The organism is Polaromonas sp. P1_F8, from assembly GCF_056405635.1.
Genome location: NZ_JBFUBS010000003.1, coordinates 507,334 through 524,033 on the forward strand (window position 1 = coordinate 507,334; position 16,700 = coordinate 524,033).

The 16,700-nt window shown below is 56.1% G+C and carries 24 protein-coding genes; all 24 read left to right on the top strand.

All coding sequences use genetic code 11. From position 1 onward, the window contains the following. Positions 1-11 precede the first annotated feature (11 nt). The 24 genes from AC1D1J_RS14275 to AC1D1J_RS14390 all read left to right on the top strand — a co-directional run bounded on the left by AC1D1J_RS14275 (position 12) and on the right by AC1D1J_RS14390 (position 16,557). Positions 12-257 carry an Imm32 family immunity protein gene (locus AC1D1J_RS14275; protein WP_477695006.1) on the top strand — a complete coding sequence of 82 codons (246 nt, stop codon included), beginning with the start codon at positions 12-14 and terminating at the stop codon, positions 255-257. Between the two features lie 63 nt (positions 258-320). Next, the gene (locus AC1D1J_RS14280) at positions 321-671 is read left to right on the top strand and encodes a hypothetical protein (protein WP_477686696.1); all 351 of its coding nucleotides are present in this window, start codon (positions 321-323) and stop codon (positions 669-671) included. 91 nt (positions 672-762) lie between these two features. Then, positions 763-1,290, top strand: a complete 528-nt coding sequence (locus AC1D1J_RS14285) for a hypothetical protein (RefSeq protein WP_477686697.1) — start codon at positions 763-765, stop codon at positions 1,288-1,290. Positions 1,291-1,372: 82 nt separating this feature from the next. After that, positions 1,373-1,894, top strand: a complete 522-nt coding sequence (locus tag AC1D1J_RS14290) for a hypothetical protein (protein WP_477695007.1) — start codon at positions 1,373-1,375, stop codon at positions 1,892-1,894. Positions 1,895-2,260: 366 nt separating this feature from the next. Continuing rightward, positions 2,261-2,719 (top strand): N-acetyltransferase family protein, encoded by a 459-nt coding sequence (locus AC1D1J_RS14295; RefSeq protein WP_477686699.1) that lies wholly within the window; start codon positions 2,261-2,263, stop codon positions 2,717-2,719. Positions 2,720-2,812: 93 nt separating this feature from the next. Next, positions 2,813-3,223 carry a GFA family protein gene (locus AC1D1J_RS14300; protein WP_477695008.1) on the top strand — a complete coding sequence of 137 codons (411 nt, stop codon included), beginning with the start codon at positions 2,813-2,815 and terminating at the stop codon, positions 3,221-3,223. Positions 3,224-3,231: 8 nt separating this feature from the next. Further along, positions 3,232-3,633 (top strand): hypothetical protein, encoded by a 402-nt coding sequence (locus AC1D1J_RS14305; protein ID WP_477686701.1) that lies wholly within the window; start codon positions 3,232-3,234, stop codon positions 3,631-3,633. An 87-nt stretch (positions 3,634-3,720) separates the two neighbouring features. Next, positions 3,721-4,098 (top strand): rhodanese-like domain-containing protein, encoded by a 378-nt coding sequence (locus tag AC1D1J_RS14310; protein ID WP_477686702.1) that lies wholly within the window; start codon positions 3,721-3,723, stop codon positions 4,096-4,098. Positions 4,099-4,903: 805 nt separating this feature from the next. Then, entirely contained in the window at positions 4,904-5,284 is a 381-nt protein-coding gene (locus tag AC1D1J_RS14315; RefSeq protein WP_477686703.1) for a RidA family protein, read from the top strand. A 159-nt stretch (positions 5,285-5,443) separates the two neighbouring features. Then, positions 5,444-6,184, top strand: a complete 741-nt coding sequence (locus AC1D1J_RS14320) for a hypothetical protein (protein WP_477667529.1) — start codon at positions 5,444-5,446, stop codon at positions 6,182-6,184. A gap of 915 nt (positions 6,185-7,099) precedes the next feature. After that, entirely contained in the window at positions 7,100-7,447 is a 348-nt protein-coding gene (locus tag AC1D1J_RS14325; RefSeq protein WP_477667528.1) for a hypothetical protein, read from the top strand. A 12-nt stretch (positions 7,448-7,459) separates the two neighbouring features. Beyond that, positions 7,460-7,957, top strand: a complete 498-nt coding sequence (locus tag AC1D1J_RS14330) for a hypothetical protein (RefSeq protein WP_477695009.1) — start codon at positions 7,460-7,462, stop codon at positions 7,955-7,957. Positions 7,958-8,081: 124 nt separating this feature from the next. Continuing rightward, positions 8,082-8,528, top strand: a complete 447-nt coding sequence (locus AC1D1J_RS14335; protein WP_477695010.1) for a hypothetical protein — start codon at positions 8,082-8,084, stop codon at positions 8,526-8,528. Between the two features lie 78 nt (positions 8,529-8,606). Beyond that, complete coding sequence (locus AC1D1J_RS14340) at positions 8,607-9,068, top strand: methyltransferase family protein (RefSeq protein WP_477695011.1); 462 nt, start codon at positions 8,607-8,609, stop codon at positions 9,066-9,068. A gap of 560 nt (positions 9,069-9,628) precedes the next feature. Continuing rightward, complete coding sequence (locus AC1D1J_RS14345; RefSeq protein ID WP_477695012.1) at positions 9,629-10,339, top strand: hypothetical protein; 711 nt, start codon at positions 9,629-9,631, stop codon at positions 10,337-10,339. Positions 10,340-10,364: 25 nt separating this feature from the next. Continuing rightward, a complete protein-coding gene (locus AC1D1J_RS14350; RefSeq protein WP_477695013.1) occupies positions 10,365-10,679 on the top strand; it encodes a 1-deoxy-D-xylulose-5-phosphate synthase in 315 nt (104 codons plus the stop codon). 130 nt (positions 10,680-10,809) lie between these two features. Next, the gene (locus AC1D1J_RS14355; RefSeq protein ID WP_477686711.1) at positions 10,810-11,262 is read left to right on the top strand and encodes a hypothetical protein; all 453 of its coding nucleotides are present in this window, start codon (positions 10,810-10,812) and stop codon (positions 11,260-11,262) included. Positions 11,263-11,605: 343 nt separating this feature from the next. Continuing rightward, the gene (locus tag AC1D1J_RS14360) at positions 11,606-11,890 is read left to right on the top strand and encodes a hypothetical protein (protein ID WP_477695014.1); all 285 of its coding nucleotides are present in this window, start codon (positions 11,606-11,608) and stop codon (positions 11,888-11,890) included. Positions 11,891-11,946: 56 nt separating this feature from the next. Beyond that, positions 11,947-12,207 (top strand): hypothetical protein, encoded by a 261-nt coding sequence (locus AC1D1J_RS14365; RefSeq protein ID WP_477686712.1) that lies wholly within the window; start codon positions 11,947-11,949, stop codon positions 12,205-12,207. A 1,038-nt stretch (positions 12,208-13,245) separates the two neighbouring features. Beyond that, positions 13,246-13,665, top strand: a complete 420-nt coding sequence (locus AC1D1J_RS14370) for a DUF3052 domain-containing protein (protein WP_457279017.1) — start codon at positions 13,246-13,248, stop codon at positions 13,663-13,665. A gap of 40 nt (positions 13,666-13,705) precedes the next feature. Further along, entirely contained in the window at positions 13,706-14,380 is a 675-nt protein-coding gene (locus AC1D1J_RS14375) for a hypothetical protein (protein WP_477695015.1), read from the top strand. 82 nt (positions 14,381-14,462) lie between these two features. After that, positions 14,463-15,155: an orotidine-5'-phosphate decarboxylase gene (pyrF, locus tag AC1D1J_RS14380; RefSeq protein ID WP_477686715.1), complete on the top strand. Its 693-nt coding sequence runs from the start codon at positions 14,463-14,465 to the stop codon at positions 15,153-15,155. 209 nt (positions 15,156-15,364) lie between these two features. Further along, the gene (locus tag AC1D1J_RS14385; protein WP_477686716.1) at positions 15,365-15,817 is read left to right on the top strand and encodes a DUF3592 domain-containing protein; all 453 of its coding nucleotides are present in this window, start codon (positions 15,365-15,367) and stop codon (positions 15,815-15,817) included. A 110-nt stretch (positions 15,818-15,927) separates the two neighbouring features. After that, the gene (locus AC1D1J_RS14390) at positions 15,928-16,557 is read left to right on the top strand and encodes a glutathione S-transferase family protein (RefSeq protein ID WP_477686717.1); all 630 of its coding nucleotides are present in this window, start codon (positions 15,928-15,930) and stop codon (positions 16,555-16,557) included. Positions 16,558-16,700: the final 143 nt, after the last annotated feature.

A 16,700-nucleotide genomic window follows, 5' to 3' on the forward strand; every position in this document is an offset into this window, starting at 1 on the left:
TTAGGTCTCAGATGAAAATCTCTGGATACGCGAATCAAAACGTCGAGCCCGAGCATGTCGTTTCGGAAGAATTGGCTGAGATCACGTTGAGCGCAACGCCAACTGAGCTCCGACGCCTCGGTGAGTTTCTCGTTTTCTGTGCGGCGGAGATGGATCGGATGGGCGAGACCTACGATCACATTCACTTGGCAGACCGAATGAAAGAGTTCAATAAGTCGTCGCCGCACTTCGTGGTCTTTAGGGCGGATGCAGCGTGAGACCTAACCCATCCTTCGAGCGGGCGCCTGACGGCGCCGCTCAAGTCAAACGTTAAACCTGATATGGAGCCGTTCTCGTTCGTCGATCAGCTTGAAGAGGGCGCGCCACGCCGGGTGCTGGCGCGAGTTTCCTTTCTCGCGACCGAGGAAGGCGGCCGCCGTGGGCCTTGCAGGGGGCCGTATCGACCGAATCACAATTTTGGTGGACCGGATGACCGGTGGTTCTATATCGGACAACTCCAAATTCCCGAGGGTGAAGTTGTGAGTCCCGGAGAAACTCGCACCCTGGAGGTCCTGTTTCTGAACGGCCTTGGACTTACTGAGTTCCTGCATGTGGGCCGCCGGTGGCGCATCCAAGAGGGCCCGAAACTGGTGGCCAACGCTGAAGTATTAGAGGTGCGTGGTGAGGCTTAACATGTCAATCGACGCGGACCCACAACAGCAGAGGGCGGCTCCGCCGCTCATGTTGGTGGTCCGGTCATCTCTACGTTAGGCCTCAGCACACATGCCAGTAAGCTTTTCCCTCGACGCTACCGACTTCAAGCTGCTGGAGCGCGCCGTGGTAGCCCGCTTTGAGCGGAATCACGGACGGATGAATTTGGCCTTCTTTGCGCAGGTGCTTGCATGGATGTTCATTGCTCTCGCAGCGTTCACCTTCTTTAAGCAGTGGGAGAGAACGCCTGATGTCGCACGAGGCTACGGAGTAATTCTGTTCTTCGCAGTTGTCGGCTTCCTGTTTGCCTGTGTTCGGCCGCTAGCGGGGCAGTGGCTCTACCAAAAGTATGTTTCCGCCGCGAACAGCGCATTCACCGAGAAGCAATCGGTGGACCTTCAGGACGGCTCGCTAGTCTTGGAGTCAGCGTCCGCCAGGTCAGTTGTCCGTCGGACGGCGATCATCGACTGTTCGGAAGACGACCGAAACCACTACCTGTTTCTCACCGGAGTCCAGGCAATTGCTATTCCTAAGGCCACAGCCGCCACTCTCGGCGCTGAGTTTTCCGCCTTCCTGGCAGGCTGCGCACATGAGGCCTAACAGGTCAATCGACACGGACGTCGACGCGGCGGGCTTCGCCCGCCTATGCGCCGCCGGTCATTTCCGACGTTAGGTGGCTGCTATGGCACGATCAGTCATTTCAAGCCGAAGCGGCGGGATCGTACGGCTCCTCATTGCGTCTGCCCTATTGGTCGCTTTTGGCAGCTACTTTTTTTACCTTGGCTGGGAAACGTTCATTGATGGTGAGGTGCTCATTAAAAGAAAGAACAGTAATCCGTACATGGCATATGCGCACGGTGAGAATTCAAAAGCCTTCTTCAGTTACTTTCGCGATTGGTTCTGGGCCACCGGGCTCATCGTTCTCGCGGGTGTTGCTCTTCCGATTTGTTTGGTGCTTCTTCCCTCAAAGCAAAGGAACGATTGGTTTCATTTCTTTGGAGAAACTGCGGGAGGGATACGTAGCAATCTGCCGTGGGCTTTGGCGCTCTTGGTATGCATGGCGCTGTTTGGCTTGCTGGCTGACGAGGTTAGCGATCGCGGCCTGCCGCCAACGCGGCGCACAAAGCCACCCACCCCTTCGATCGATCGGATATCTTCCAGCGTGCTACCCACGCTTCCCGGCGCCGCTCATGTCCAACGTTAGACCGCATGAACCCGCAGCTCACGCAGCACATCGAGCAAGCCATCGCCCAAATTGAACCAATGGCCGCGCAGGGTTGGGCTGTGGCAGAGACCATTCTTCGGCAGTTGAAGTGGTGCCTATCGTTCTCTCGTGGGGAGGAGACGGAGCCTGCTCCCGGGCCATTCAGCATGGGACTAATCGCCACACGCGAGCTTGATATGTATGGTGACCAGCCCGACCTGGCTAGTATGATCAATAGAATTCAACAGGAGGTGGAGCGTGCGGTCTAGCTGGTCAGTCAACGCGGACGCCCAGAGGCGTCCGGCCGTTTCGCGGCCTTGGGTGGGCGCCGGTTACCTCGAACGTTAGACCTCAAAGTCACATCGCATGAGCCGCATCACCGTCCGCCAGGCCGTCTTGTCTGATCTCGCAGAACTCGCGAAGCTCTTCAACGAGTATCGCGAGTTTCAAGGAGAAAAGAGTGACTTGGCTGCTGCGCAACAGTTTCTTCAGGCGCGGTTCAATCACGGCGAGTCTGTCATCTTTATCGCACAAGACGAAAATGTGTCTTTAGGTTTTGCACAGCTGTATCCGAGCTATTCATCGGTCTCGCTGGAACGCGTCTTCGTGCTGAACGACCTCTTCGTGCACGAATTCGGCCGGCGGAAGGGCGTAGCCTCCGAACTATTGGCCGCTGTTGAAACCTATGCCTGGTCACTTGGCGCCGTCCGAGTCACACTGAATGTCGCAAGAACAAACAAGTCCGGTCAGGCACTTTATGAAGCACAAGGCTGGAGCCAAGACTCGCAGTTCTTTATGTACCACCGCTTTCCGAGCAAACTTTGAGCGTTACTCCAACATGAGGTCTAACCCTTCCATCGAGGGGATGCCTAAAAGGGTCATTCCTCATGTCAAACGTTAGTCGCCAGAAGGAGCACCATGGACAAACTATCACTCGAAGGTGGCTGCCAATGTGGTTCGGTTCGATATCGGGTCTCAGGCTCTCCGGTGATGGCCGCACTCTGCCATTGCTCGATGTGTCGGCGTGCCAATGCGGCGCCCGCGGTCGCGTGGGCAATGTTTCAAGAAGCGCAAGTCGATTTCACGAGACAGTTGCCAACGGTTTATGAGTCATCGCCGGGTTCGCGCCGCGGATTCTGTGCACGTTGCGGCACGCAAATCAGCTTTGCCGCGGATTACATTCCCGGGCTGATTGACGTCACGATCTGCAGTTTTGACGATCCAAGCCAGGTGGCACCTACGTTTCACTATTGGGAATCCAGGCGCCTTCCGTGGTTGCACGTTGCCGACCAACTGCCTCGATATCCCGAATTTCCACCAACTGAATGACCCTAGCCATGAAAAAGACGCTCACAGCACTCTTTTTTGGCATCTGCGCCATGGCTCAAGGCGCAGAACCGGCGCTCAAGTCATGGGATGGAAACTATCTATCGACCTTCGAGCTTGCGAAGGAGATGCGAGTTGAGTCCTTCGAGACGCTTCTTGCGAGCTTCGTTCCATCGCGTTTGATCGCGGAAGATATGGCCCTGCAATACTGGGTTAAGAATCACGGGCTTCTCGCTGAAGAAGGCGTTGGCGCTACCGGCTTGTTTCGTATCGGAAGAGACATCAAGGACTTCGCGACGCGAGGAGAGTGGATTTGGGAAATCCGTGTCATTCACCACGGTTTAAGTCTTGACGGGGTTATCTGGATTAACGCGCACACAAAGAAGATTCGTGCCCTTGGCCCCAACTCGTAAGCCCGATGTTCTTTACAACTCCGTTCAAATGTCCTTTATTTCGCGCGCAGTGGAAGTCTCATGTTTTAACCTCAAAGAAAGTACTTGATGTCGCAAGATTTTCAGCCGTTCTACATCTTCGAGCACCCAAACTTCAAGGACGTTCATGACGCCCAACGCCAGAGCCGCCTGTACGGCTTCCGGTACCGGGCCGCGCATGAAAAGTTCGAGGCTCTGAGCCAGAAACTAACGAAATCCCTGCCAGCTGAGCTCCTGGAGAGGACACTTGCCAAACCGCTAGAGGAGGTGCCTGATAACTCTGCGCTGTACATACTGAATATCACTCCGGAGGGGCGTCAAACGTTCCTTCCTGTCATGCTGGCGGAGGCCCTTGCGCTTGGATTCTCTGTACTTGATGATTCCGCGGGTCAGTGTCATTGCCCGGAGGGATTGTGGACTCTGGGAGGACTCCAGCCACAGGCGTAGCGAGGCTTCCATGTCGCGTGGATGCATCATGCGGACATTGCGGCCATGCCGGCGGACAAAAAAAGGACCCAACACAGGTAAGTTTTTACGGTGCCAAGGCTATAGTGCAAATACCGAATCAGCTCCCGGACCTGGTCCAGCAAGCGGGCAGACTGCAAGGGCGGATTGCGGGGCTTCACGGAATTTTTATCACTCTTTGAATCTACAGAATACTTCCTTGAAACCCAGCGTGCAAGCGCATTACGGGAGGTTTTAATGTCCAGATTAGATTGCAAGCGCCAGGTTATACCGCAGGTTTTGCGGCATACATTACGTTAACCCTCAATGGCTGCAAGGTTCACGTTCGTTCCTCCAGATGCCTGGGCGAAGGGCGACTACCGCCACGGCGCGCATATCGACAAGGGCGCCTGCTCTATAGAGGGCCTAGCCGCGGTAGTCGGCGCACGGTTGGAGTCCTACATCGAGGACGGTCTCGGCCCTGCGAAGTGTTTCGGTGCGCGGTCCGATAGCGGGCGCCAAGTCGGGTTCGAAGAGTTCGAGCAAAGTCCTGCGGGCGGCGTGGAGCTATTGGTTCTCTTTGAAAACGGAGTCTGCAAGCGCCGTGACATCCTCGACGCACTAGATTTTTTTTGGGATTTCCGAGCACTCAGTCGGTTGGTTCGCTCCGGGAGCAATCGATGGTTAACATGTCAATCGACACGGACCCACGACATCACAAGGCGGCTTTGCCGTAAGGTGATGTGGTCCAGTCATCTTCACGTTAGGCCTCGGAATACAGCCCACCCATCAACGCTCAGGAGGCAAAGTGGCTCGTCAAATCGTCTTTACGCCAAAGGCGGCCAAGCCGCCGCCGGCCTACAGTCAAGCCGTCAAAGCAGCCGGCCTGGTGTTCGTCTCTGGCACAGCCCCGGCCGATCCGGGTACGGGCGCGATCAAAGGCGCAACCATTCAGGAGCAAACTCGGCAGTGCCTGACCAACATACAGGCCATTCTTGAGGAAGCGGGTAGTTCGCTAGACAAGCTTGTCAGTGTCACAGTCGTGCTAGCGGACGAAGACGACTTCCCGGGAATGAATGAGGAATGGCTCAGGTGGTTTCCTTCGAATCCGCCAGCTCGCCAGGGCGCCAAGCTTCCTGCACGCATCCCTGGTCTGAAGGTCTCCATTGCGGCAGTCGCCGAGGCCTAACCCTTCCATCGAGGGGACGTCCACAATCAGGCTTGGCCTGCTTGTGGCCGCCCCTCATGTCAAACGTTAGAGCGTGAAGTAGTGCTGTTTCAATGACCGTTGTTTGGAATTCCGTAGCACTGCTTCAAACCAAAATACAAACTCAGCATCCGGTTGGACATGACACCAGACAATCAATTGAAACTGGCCCGACGCATGCTGGCTAGGCCCCCCGCAAGCTGTAGCTGGGATGACATGCTCAATCATGAAGACGACCTGATCTGGCACACCCAGTCGAGGCAACCGCATGTTGGGGAGCTTCGTTGTTGCGTCGACTCCATCGGGCTGACCTTAGCCTTCCTCGCATTGCCCCCCGCCGGATGGCAACAGCTTGAGGACGAGTTCGGCAAGGCAGCGGTGGCGTTTCGCTTCATGATCCTGCCGGGCGACATTGATGTCTTTATCAAATCCTCGACTGCAGCTCGCCCGGTCCGTCTATATGACGATGGACCAGTAGTTCCTCCGGCGCCTCCGGCCGATCCGTTCGAGTCCGTGATGAAGCTCATAGATGCTGCTGTGACAAAGGTGGCGGCTTCTGTTGATAGCGAGACGCGGGTGCGTCCGTTGATGAACAAGAGAGGTGTGCTTCAGCTGTTGGTCATAACCAGCACCATCGTGACTCGCGATCAATTGCATCAGCTTCCAGCGTTCCGCAAGGCGCTGGAGCGCCTGCGCGCCCAGCTGCGTACCGAGAAAATCAATTTGCACAGTGTGTCGATCGAAGCGCAGGAGGTCATCGATCGGGTCAATCACTTGATTACAGCGGAGGACATACTAAAAAAGGGGGAGGCGCCGCATTTGCGCTTCGCTCAAGGACCATGGGATGCCATTCACCAGCTGTGGCCATTTGGCAAACGCTGATTCCCGGTCCGGGACTTGCACTCGCGCCATTTCCTGGCTGGCGCGGCCTTGTTCTCGCAGAAGTCCGACGCATACTCGGCCAGAATGCGGTCTAACCATTCGGTCAAGCGGACAGCCCCCCGTGGTACCGGGTTCTGCCGCTTACCTCAAACGTTAGATGATGAACACACTCGCCATATGCGTCGTCGTTCTGGTCGTGGCGAACCTTGCCCTCGCTGCATGGGTTGTGCTTTCGCCGGCACTGACTACGACTCAGAAGACCTTTCAATGCCTGATCGTGTGGCTATTGCCTGTCCTTGGAGTAGTCTGCGTTTTGCTTGTGCACTTGACCGACGCGGAGCCTCGCAGACGCAAAACGCTTCCGCCGGGTGATGGTTCTGATCCAATGCCAGGAGGTACGCAATGAGCAAGCTGGTTCCTGCGTGCACATCTAACTGGTCAATCGACACAGAGCCACAACAGCAGGAGGCGGCGGCGCCGCAAGTGTTGGTGGCCCGTTCATTTTTACGTTAGGGTTTCATGGAGAAGCATGATGTATGTCCAGAGTGCGGGAAATCCTTCATGGGGCGCGCTCATCGATTGAAGATTACCGTGGCTCGCCTTTTCGGAATGCTACTTCCAACGAGCGCGGGCGAGGTACCTGGGGTAGTCCTATTCGGAGTTCGCTGCCCTGGATGCAACGCGATCTTTCAAAGCCGGGAATTGCGCTACTTCGGCTGGCTAGGTTACCCTTCATATCTTGTGCTCTTGTTCGTCCTGTTGGTATCTCTGATGGGGATCGCACTATTCGCATGGAGTCGGTGAAATTGTGGCATTGAAACCTGACAGGTCAGTCAACGCGGACGCCCAAAGGCGTCCTGCTGCTTCGCGGCCACCTTGGGTGGGCGCCGATTATCTTCACGTTAGGAGTCATCAATGAGCACCCTTGTGAATGATTCTTCAGCCTTTGAGGCGCACCAACGACGCATGCTGCTGGAGATCCTGATAACGGTCCGCGATGGCTTCGTCGAAGCTGGAGTGAAGAAGGAGAAGAAGCTGCGGGAGTTGACTGAAAACCTGGCGTTCCATTTGGCATGCATCGTCGATGGGTCGAGGGTGATGAATACTGGCGCGGAATATGTGCACCCCGTACTGGCTTTTACGAAAGGCACAGGTAAGAAGCCAGACTACGCGGAGTTGGTCTACTCTGGTGGTGGCTCTTGGATGCACGAGCTACTTGACGAGGAACTCACAAATGAAGCATTCGAAAAGGATGATTCCTGACACGCCCGTTGAGTGGATCGCCTGTGGCGACCGCTCACATACACGTTAGATTTCACACAATCCTCGGGGGAAGCATTGATTCCATTGCACTTTCAGCCATCCATCGAAACAATAGATGGATATGCCAGCGATGCCATTCGGATGACGCAAAAGATCTACGCCGTCGACATTTCCTCGTTTGCCCCATCCACACTGCGCCGAGTCGACTCCGTTCTGGAAGAATGGAAAACCGGCGGTGCCAGGATGGAACAGGTAGCAAAGTCCATCTATGCCTTCGGTTCGTTTGCTGGTGAGGTTTTGCTTAGGGCCAGGCACGGCGAGTGGTTTAAGCCAGATCAACCCCCAAATGAAGAGGACTTCTTCGACTATCCGTTCCTGGCTGTTCGCCTGATAGGCGGAGCAGTTTGGCGCCCCATTAATCTTGGCTTTCAGATGATGGACTCAGTGCCCAACTCAAGCTATTGGAACTCAATCGTCGATCTTCTTGGAAGAGTACCAGGTGAAGCCTGACCTATCAATTGACACGGACCCACAACAGCAGGAGGCGGCGTCGCCGCGAAGTGTTGTGCGCCGGTTATCTAACGTTAGGCGTCACAAGGCGCATAGCCGAACTGCTTACACCTGGAGACCCTGAATGAGCTATGACTTGCTTGTCTTTGCACCCGCTAAGGCGCCGAATGAACGCGAGGCATTTCTTTCCTGGTGGGAAGAGACATCCGAATGGTCTGAGGATCACAGCTACGACGATCCAAAGGTCTCCACACCAGAGCTTCAGGCTTGGTTCCTTGAGATGATCAAGTCGTACCCGGCAATGAACGGCCCCTTCTCTTCGGAAGAGTTTCCAGAGGATGATTCGGCTGTCACCGACTATAGCGTCGGGAAGGAAGCAATCTACGCCGCGTTCGCCTGGTCCAAGGCAGAAGCCGCATATGAGCAGGTCTTTAGCCTTGCAGCCAAGCATCAACTTGGGTTTTTTGATGCGAGCTCAGAAACCGGGGCAGTGTGGCTACCGGACGGGAAAGGCGGGCTCAAGCTTTCTCATCAAGGTGAGTCATCAGACACTGACGACAGTGACGCCTAGCCCTTCCATCGAGAGGATGTGGCCCGGCAAGCCGGGCACCCCCTCTCATGTCAAACGTTAGGCCTCAGAGTCCAAGCTATGCGCGCCCTAGAACTCAAGATCCCACCGCCGCTCGTGGCGCTAATCATCGCGATCACCATGTGGATCGCTAGAAATGTTGCGCCGACGCTTGAACTGTCGCCCGCTACTCGCATCGTCGCAGCCGGCGTCGTCGCGGCCATTGGTGGCTACTTCAGCATCGCTGGCACCATTGCGTTTCGGCGAGCCAGGACCACGGTCAATCCTTTGAAGCCGGAGAGGGCATCGTCACTCGTCACGTCTGGTGTCTATCGGATCACTCGCAATCCAATGTACGTCGCACTCGCCTTGCTTCTGGTGGCATGGAGTTTCTACTTGTCAGCGCCTGCGCTTCTGGCCGGCTCTGCGCTCTTCGTTCTCTATGTCACTCGCTTCCAGATTCAACCCGAAGAGAGGGTGCTGCGGCGCATGTTTGGTAACGATTACACGTCGTACACACAGAGGGTGCGAAGGTGGCTGTGAGGCTTAACCCTGCTTCAAGCGGACTTGCCCTCGGCGGGCGCATAAGTCAAATGTGAGTGTGTCCATGAGGCCGACGATAGCTGCATCCTGGAAATTTCTGACGCTAGCCGTCTTATTCGGCCCCATGGCGCTCGGCGTATGCGTGCTGCTCCTTCCCCGGTTTCGCTCGTTGCATGGCACAGTTGCCGAATGGATACTCTTGGCCGTACTGTTACTGCTTCCGTTTGTCGGCGCGTTCGGCCTGATCAAATACATGCCGTGCTCGCTCAGGGTCCGAATTGCAATCGCCGTGGCTTACGTATTGGCCATGGCTATGCCGGTGCTACTCACAGCCATCTTCATCGGATGTTCATGGGCGGGCACGTGCTTCTAGGTGCATGCTCTAACATGCTGGTCCACACGGACGCCCAAGGGCGTCCGCGCTTACGGCGCTCCTGTTCTCTGGTCGCTGGTCCTCTCCAACGTTAGGTGTCAATATGCGCTCACCACCCAAAACACCCAAGCCTCTGCGCGACATTCGGTACTTCGAGAGCATCGATCCCCCTCAGTTCGAGCATCCCATGCCGAACTACGCATCGAAGCTCTATGGTTTCCCACGCGCATGTGTAGCTCTTGGCCAGCGCGTCGGGATGAAGTGCGAAGAACTTGGAATGTCCATCGGCCACGCTGATCATCTCTACCTGTGCTTTACACCATCTCTGCCCGATGGGGCAGTCAGGATGACCGAATACGCCACGGAGCATTGGCATCGATTCGTGCTCTGCGGAATGGATCCAGCGTTCAACTCCATGCCGGACGAAAGAAAACTGGCTGTAGTTACCGAGGCAACGTTTTCAGCACTGCGCATGCTTGCGCCAACCGAGGCGCCAGCGCTTGAAGTGCTTCGACACTCAGTCGAGTCAGAAGGCGAGGCGCTCAGAGTGTGCCTTAAGGTCAAAGCGACGAAGCAATACCGTGTACGCGTCGAGCAAACGGTTCCCGTGCATCCACAACCCGCCGAAGTATTCGTTGAAGTCACAAATCTGAGAACGCAGCGCTCGAAGATGGTTAGAGTTGCGGAGGTGAAGTTCTACGATGATGCGCCAAGCTTGGTCGATCGCATTGCCATCGTTGATCACAAGCTCACGATCCATCCTCGAAAGTCCTTTCGAGCCAGCCTCATTGCCGCGGACTACCAAGTTCCAATTCAACTTGGCTTGGTCGACCTGAGTGGTGCCGAATCCTTCCTTCAAGCGAACCTGCCTGCGGCGGTCCGCTTAAGTCAAACGTGAGACATTAAGAGTAGAGAGCCGGAGCATGAAGCGCATCATGTACATCGAGAACAAATCAGGTGGTTTGGGCGGTTCCGGCCGCATTGGCTGGGTGGAGATGTCGCGCTCGACGCGCTCGTACACGTACGCGGGGAAGCGTTTTCTGAAAACGAAGTCCGGCTACAAATACAACTGCATCGAGGAAGAGACGGGAGCGCGTTACTGGATCTCTGGCCCCAAGAGGAAAGGTGGCGACACGATGTACGGCGGCATTATCGACATTGATGACGATGCCAGGCTTGAGTACTGGGCCAAAGTCCGAGGCCAGCCGGAGTGTATTCATCTAAAGCAAACCAGGTAACCAGGCATGTCTGACATTTCGCCCGGCTCGGACACGCAGCAGCAGGGTGCTGCTACGCGGCGCTTGCTGTGCGCCGGGAAGCCCGAACGTTAAGCCTCATCAGCGGCGCATCTCTCATCATCAAACAAGCATGACAGCACTTCGCGAAATTCACAGGCACAAAAGTACCTTGCAGTTGGCACGCAAACTCCTCACTGCGGCAATAGTGCTTCAGCTCCCGTTTCTGATCGAGATCGCGCTCAGACAAGCCGATTTACTGCTTCACCTGAACATCCTGGGCAACAGGCAAATGCCGGAAAAGACGTTTTGGTTTTTGAGCCTCACGGCGTCCGCCCTGGCGATCGTCGGGTTCATAATCGTTTGTCGCCAGCTATCGCTATGGGAAGGCGATCTGGAAAACACCGAATTTGTGCAGCGAACCCGGCTACTTGGAACCATGAAAATTGCTGCGGGCGTTCAACTCTTCTTCTATCTCGTTTTTCTGCTTCCACTGTTCAACCTCATTCCAGTAGTTTGGGCCAGGTCGAAAGCCACCGCCGCCATTCAAGACCTTGAGCTCTTGATGCCTGCACGTCGGCGCTAGGCGGAGGAGCAGCAAGGATGCGCGTGCCCCCTGTCGCGCGGATGCGTCATGTGGCCGTTGCGGCCATGCCGGCTGACAAAAATCGAACCCAATACAGGTAAGTTTTCTCGGTGCCAAGGCTATAGTGCAAATACCGAACCCGCTCCCGGACCTGATCCAGCAAGCGGGCAGACTGCAGTGGAGGATTGCGGGGTTTCACGGAATTTTTATACCTGTATGAATTTACAGTATATTGCCTTGAAGTCCAGCATGCAAGCGGCTTACAGGAGGTTTTGATGTCCAGATTAGATTGCAAGCGCCAAGTTATACCGCAGGTTTTGCGGCATACATTACGTTAGACGGCATGACCGACACTCGTGCACAAATCACTGCGCTGGTAGATGGAATGGCAGATATTTGCCACGATATCAGCGTTCGCGATGACAAACTTCGTGGCCCATTCATCTTGGCATTTGGGCTAAAGAACATCCATTCGCTCGAGCTTCGCAAAGTCGCGGATGAGTATGAACTGGAGTTGTGGCATGGTGCGACGTACGATGTCGAATACGTATCGGAAACGCTACTGCTTAAGACGCCAAGTGAAGCGCTCGAGCGTGCGAGAAGGTGGTTGCAGAATGATGTCGTCTAACCCTTCGTTCCAGCGGACCGCCTTCGGCGGCGCTGAACTCAAACGTTAGACCGCACATGGACATCGAGCAAGAACGAGCAGTGTTGGCGCGGATCGCGCGCTTTGTGGCCCGCCTTGGGGTCGCTGTTTTCGCCGGCCCGTTCATTTCCCTGCTCGTGGCTTGGGCCTGCGAGGAGGCTGGAATCCTAAGTGGGTGGGCGTTCATGCATAGCAATCTCGCATTGCCGACCTTCCTGGCTTCTGTTGGGCTCACCTTCTGGGTGACCGGATTCCTGCCATTGTTAAGGCCGCGGAAACCTCCGAGCGATGCGGTCTAACAGGTCGTTCGACACGGACACGCACCGGCAGGGGGGGCGGCGGGGGGGGGGGGAGCTGCCACGGCGATTACGGTGTTGGCGGGTTCGCCGTCCGCTGGACACCCAGCTCAGTACGCCGCAGCATTTATAGTCGCGGGGGTGATGCTGTCCGTGCCATTTGCCCTTGTATCCCTTTGGCTCGCGTTGGCTAACCGAGGCATCGAACGTGGCGAGAGGCTACGGATTCTGGGGATCACGCTCTTGGTGATCGGGGCGGCCCGGTGGCTCGGAATCCTCGTGGCGATCGGCCCCGTGTTTGCGGAAGGAAGTCTTCTGCTCATGGCACTTGGCGGGGCCTTTCATATTCGGAGCAAGCAGCTAACCAAAGGGACGGGCAATGCATAACATGGCAGTCGACACGGACGTCCTCGAGGCACGCTGTCGCGCGCATATGGTCTGCCGATCACTTCTACGTTAGGCCGCAGCAAACTCCCTAGCCCCCCAGCACAGATGACATCCCAAAAAAGCATGCCTAGTTTCACCATTGCCGGTCGCTTGGGCCCTGCACTTTTAGGCGGAGCCCTCGTTGCTCTGCTTGGTTGGGTGTCATTCGGATCACTCCTGCCAGGTGCTGCGGCGCCTGTTGGCGCCTGGATGCTCGGTGCCGCCGTAGCGTTTGGCGCGCCGAGTGCATCCAAGGCATGGCGTAGGGTTCTGCTCCTGGCAGGGCTGCTCTCATTTGTGGCGGCTTGGGCAATGTGGGTTGCGGTTTTAGGCGGAACGCAGGGTGCCGTTCAGGCCACACGCGCCGAAAACGCGCCAGGCTTCTCCCTTCTTGTCCTGGTTGGCGCCGTGTTGTTATTGTTCCTTGGACCTCCATTCTTCATCTTGCTCGGTCTGGGACTCATGGTACTTGCATACTTTGTGGGCCAGGAGCCAACACGCCGCAAGGGCAAAAAGCCAAGCCTCGCAGATGAAACAGGCGACTAACCCTTCCATCGAGAGAGCGGTACAGGGGCTTCACCCTTGTGCCGCCTCTCATGTCCAACGTTAAGACGCATGGCAACCTCAAACACCGCTGGATACTCTGGAACGCCGCTTTCCAGGAAACTCGGCATCAAAGAGGCGCATCGAGTGCTGCTCATCGCAGCACCTGAGGAGTACGAAAGCCTGTTGGCCCCACTTCCACCTGCCGTGCAGTTTGTGAGCCAGCCCGATTCAAAGGTAGATATCGCTCACGCCTTTGTCACGCAGCGAGAAGAACTGGCAAAGACTCTGAGTGTCTTGCGCAAGAAGCTGAAGCCCGACGCAGCGCTGTGGGTTTCCTGGCCGAAGAAGTCCGCCAAGGTTCCGACCACCATCACAGAAGACACTATCCGCGAGTTGGCGCTGCCACTTGGCTTCGTAGATATCAAGGTCTGCGCCGTCACGGAAGTTTGGTCGGGGCTCAAATTGGTGGTTCGCAAGGAGCTTCGCTGAGAATGCGGCCTAACCCTTCCATCAAGACAAACATTAGGTCATGGTCACCACCAAGCTCCTGCTGATCTTTGCTCTTCTCTGCACCTCAGCCCTGCCTGTATCTGCTGAATACACGCCAACGGGGCGCAAGGCCATCTCCGCAATTTCGGCCGCTTTTCCGCATCTGGATTTCATTTGGACCAGCGCCGAGGGCGATCTGGACGGTGACGGAATCGCTGATCTGGCTTTGGTGGCCACTGGGCAGAGAGGTGGAAATCCACAGCGCGAGGAGCGCCTTTTCATTCTCAAGGGAAATCCGGATGGAAGCTATGGAGTCCTTTCCGTGTCTGACGAGTTTTGTCGCGTGAGCAAGTTCTATAACATCGATATAAAAAAGAATTCTGTGTTTGTTCAGGCGGTCGAGTATGCGGATGCCGCTCGCGCGTCGAGTTACACCATGCAGTTTCGATACAACGCGAGTCTCAAAGACCTTGAATTCGTCGGCGAAGAGACTCTTGACGAGAACTATAACGATGGGTCTTACTACAGGGTCAGCAACAATTACTTGACGAAAACTGCCATTCATTCACGCCACGCGGGCAAGAGACACAAGGACGTCAACGTTCGCCTCAACAGCTTTCCGATACTCAGATTGCAAGGCTTTGACTGTTCGAACCGTGGCTCGTCTGATTCGGTCGTCCACATTGACGAAAACTTCAAGGTGCGATCCCGATGAAGAGCAAGACAGCTAACAAATCGACCCAGTGGCGACGATCTGCGGCCGCGTCTGGCCTCCACCGTTAGACTCCATTTCACATATGCCATCACCAGTCATCGTCGCGCTCGACTTCGAATCCTCGGCTGAGGCGTTGGCATTGGTCAATCGGCTCGGCCCCGAAGCCGATCACTACAAGGTCGGCCTTCAGCTGCTCACAGAGGCTGGACCGCAGGTAGTTCGAGAGCTGGTGTCAGCAGGCAAACAGGTCTTCCTTGATCTCAAACTTCATGAGATACCGAACTCCGTAGCCAATGCAGTCAAGGCCGCTGGCAAGCTTGGGGTTTCAATGGTCACGGTCCATGCGTCAGCGGGTTCGGCTGTTCTGCGAGCGGCTGCCAGGGCTGCCGAGTCATACCCCCATCTAAAAGTTCTTGGCCTTACGGTCGTCACAAGCCTTTCTGACGCCGAGCTCCCAGAGATCGGCCTCGCACCATCAGTCAAAGACCAGGTTTTCCGCCTCGCTTCGCTGGCTTGCAAGTCAGGCTGCCATGGTATCGTGGCTTCCGCCGAAGAGGCCGCCTACTTGCGTGGTTCCTTGCCTGCCGGGGTACTCATCGTCTGCCCCGGCATTCAGCTTTCCCTGGCGGCCACAGACCAGGTGCGCATCTCCAGTCCTGCCGCGGCAGCCAGGGCAGGCGCCACGCACATCGTCATAGGCCGCGCTATCGCAGGTGCTTCGGAGCCACTGGCAGCGTATCGGACAGCAGTCGAGTCGTTTAACAATGGCGTCTAACCCTTCAATCAAGCGGACATACCACGGCAAGCCGGCATCTTGTTTTTCGGCGTCGTCCTCGCTACATTCCTGGTTTGGGTCGCATATGAAGTCGCGACACGCCACGCCGCATAACATATCAACCGGCGCGGAGCCACAACAGCAGGACGTGGCTCCGTCCCATTTGTTGGTGGTCCGATCATTTTTACGTCAGGCCTAAGGAGCCACCTATGTTTCGAATCCTTTTTAGCCCAATGGTCGCTGTCTGTGTTGTTGTGTTTGGCGTCTTTCTCATGTATGCCGGTCACAAGAACGCCACCAAGTTTTCGGCATTGCGCGATCACGGCAAGACGACAAAGGCCGAGGTAACCAAGCTGGAGTGGAAGGAAAAGAAGAATACCCATGCTGACAGCCTGTACACAGCGCATGTTCGCTTCACGACGGAGGATGGTCGCGAAATTCGGACTGAAGTCGGCGTTGCTGCGGAGCTTGGCCGTGCCTTGCGCAGCAACTCTGTCCCATCCACCATGACGGTCCGTTATCTACCTGAAGCACCCAGCACGCTTCAAGACATCAACCAGGACGACTCCTCTGATGCCCAGAAGGGCGTTGGTCGCTATATGTTGCTTGCGGGACTGGCCATGTTGGTCATCCGCTTCTTCTTTTCAGGGCGTGCGAAATGATGTCTGATCCTTCCTTCAAGCAGACCCGACTGCGGCGGGCCGCTTAAATTCAACGATAGGCCTCACTTGAAGTAGTTCCTTGCATCGTCAATTCAAAATTGAGAGGTCACATGCTCACGCTTTACTACACCCCCAATACTTGTGCGCTGGCAACGCATCTGGCACTGGCTCATGTAAATGCAGAGTACGAACTGGTCCGGATCGACTTCTCGAAGAACGAACAACGGGCGGCTGACTATCTGAAGGTCAATCCGAAGGGCCGGGTTCCAGCGCTCGTGACTGCACGCGGGGTCCTGACGGAAACACCGGCCATGCTCATGTTCATCGCCCAGACGTACCCGGACGCGCATCTGGCTCCGCTTGATGACACGTTTCGACTTGCGGAGATGAACGCTTTCAACAGCTATTTGTGCTCCACGGTTCATGTCGCCCACGCCCATCGAATGCGCGGTCACAGATGGGCAGACGAACCTGAAGCGTGGGACGCGATGCGAAGGAAGGTTCCTCAATCCGTGGGCGACGCCTTCTCGCTTATTGAAGGCGAGTATTTACGTGGACCGTGGGTTCTGGGAGAAGAGCTCTCTGTGTCAGATCTGTATCTTCTGACCCTCGCCCGCTGGCTGGAGGGTGACGGGGTGGACCTCTCCCGCCTTCCCCGAATCCTCGATCACAGGGCGCGAATGCTGGCTCTTCCTCTCGTCGAAAAGGTCATTGCTCAAGAGGAGGGGCCGCCGAAATGACACATGACTCTTCCGCCGGGCGGACCCTCCAGAGGTCGCTTCGTGCGTCCTTTGACCCGCCTTTCATGTCAAACGCTAGAAGGCATCAGCATGGGTTTCGATAGCACATGGCAGTTCCTCGGAGGCATCGCAATTGGGCTCGC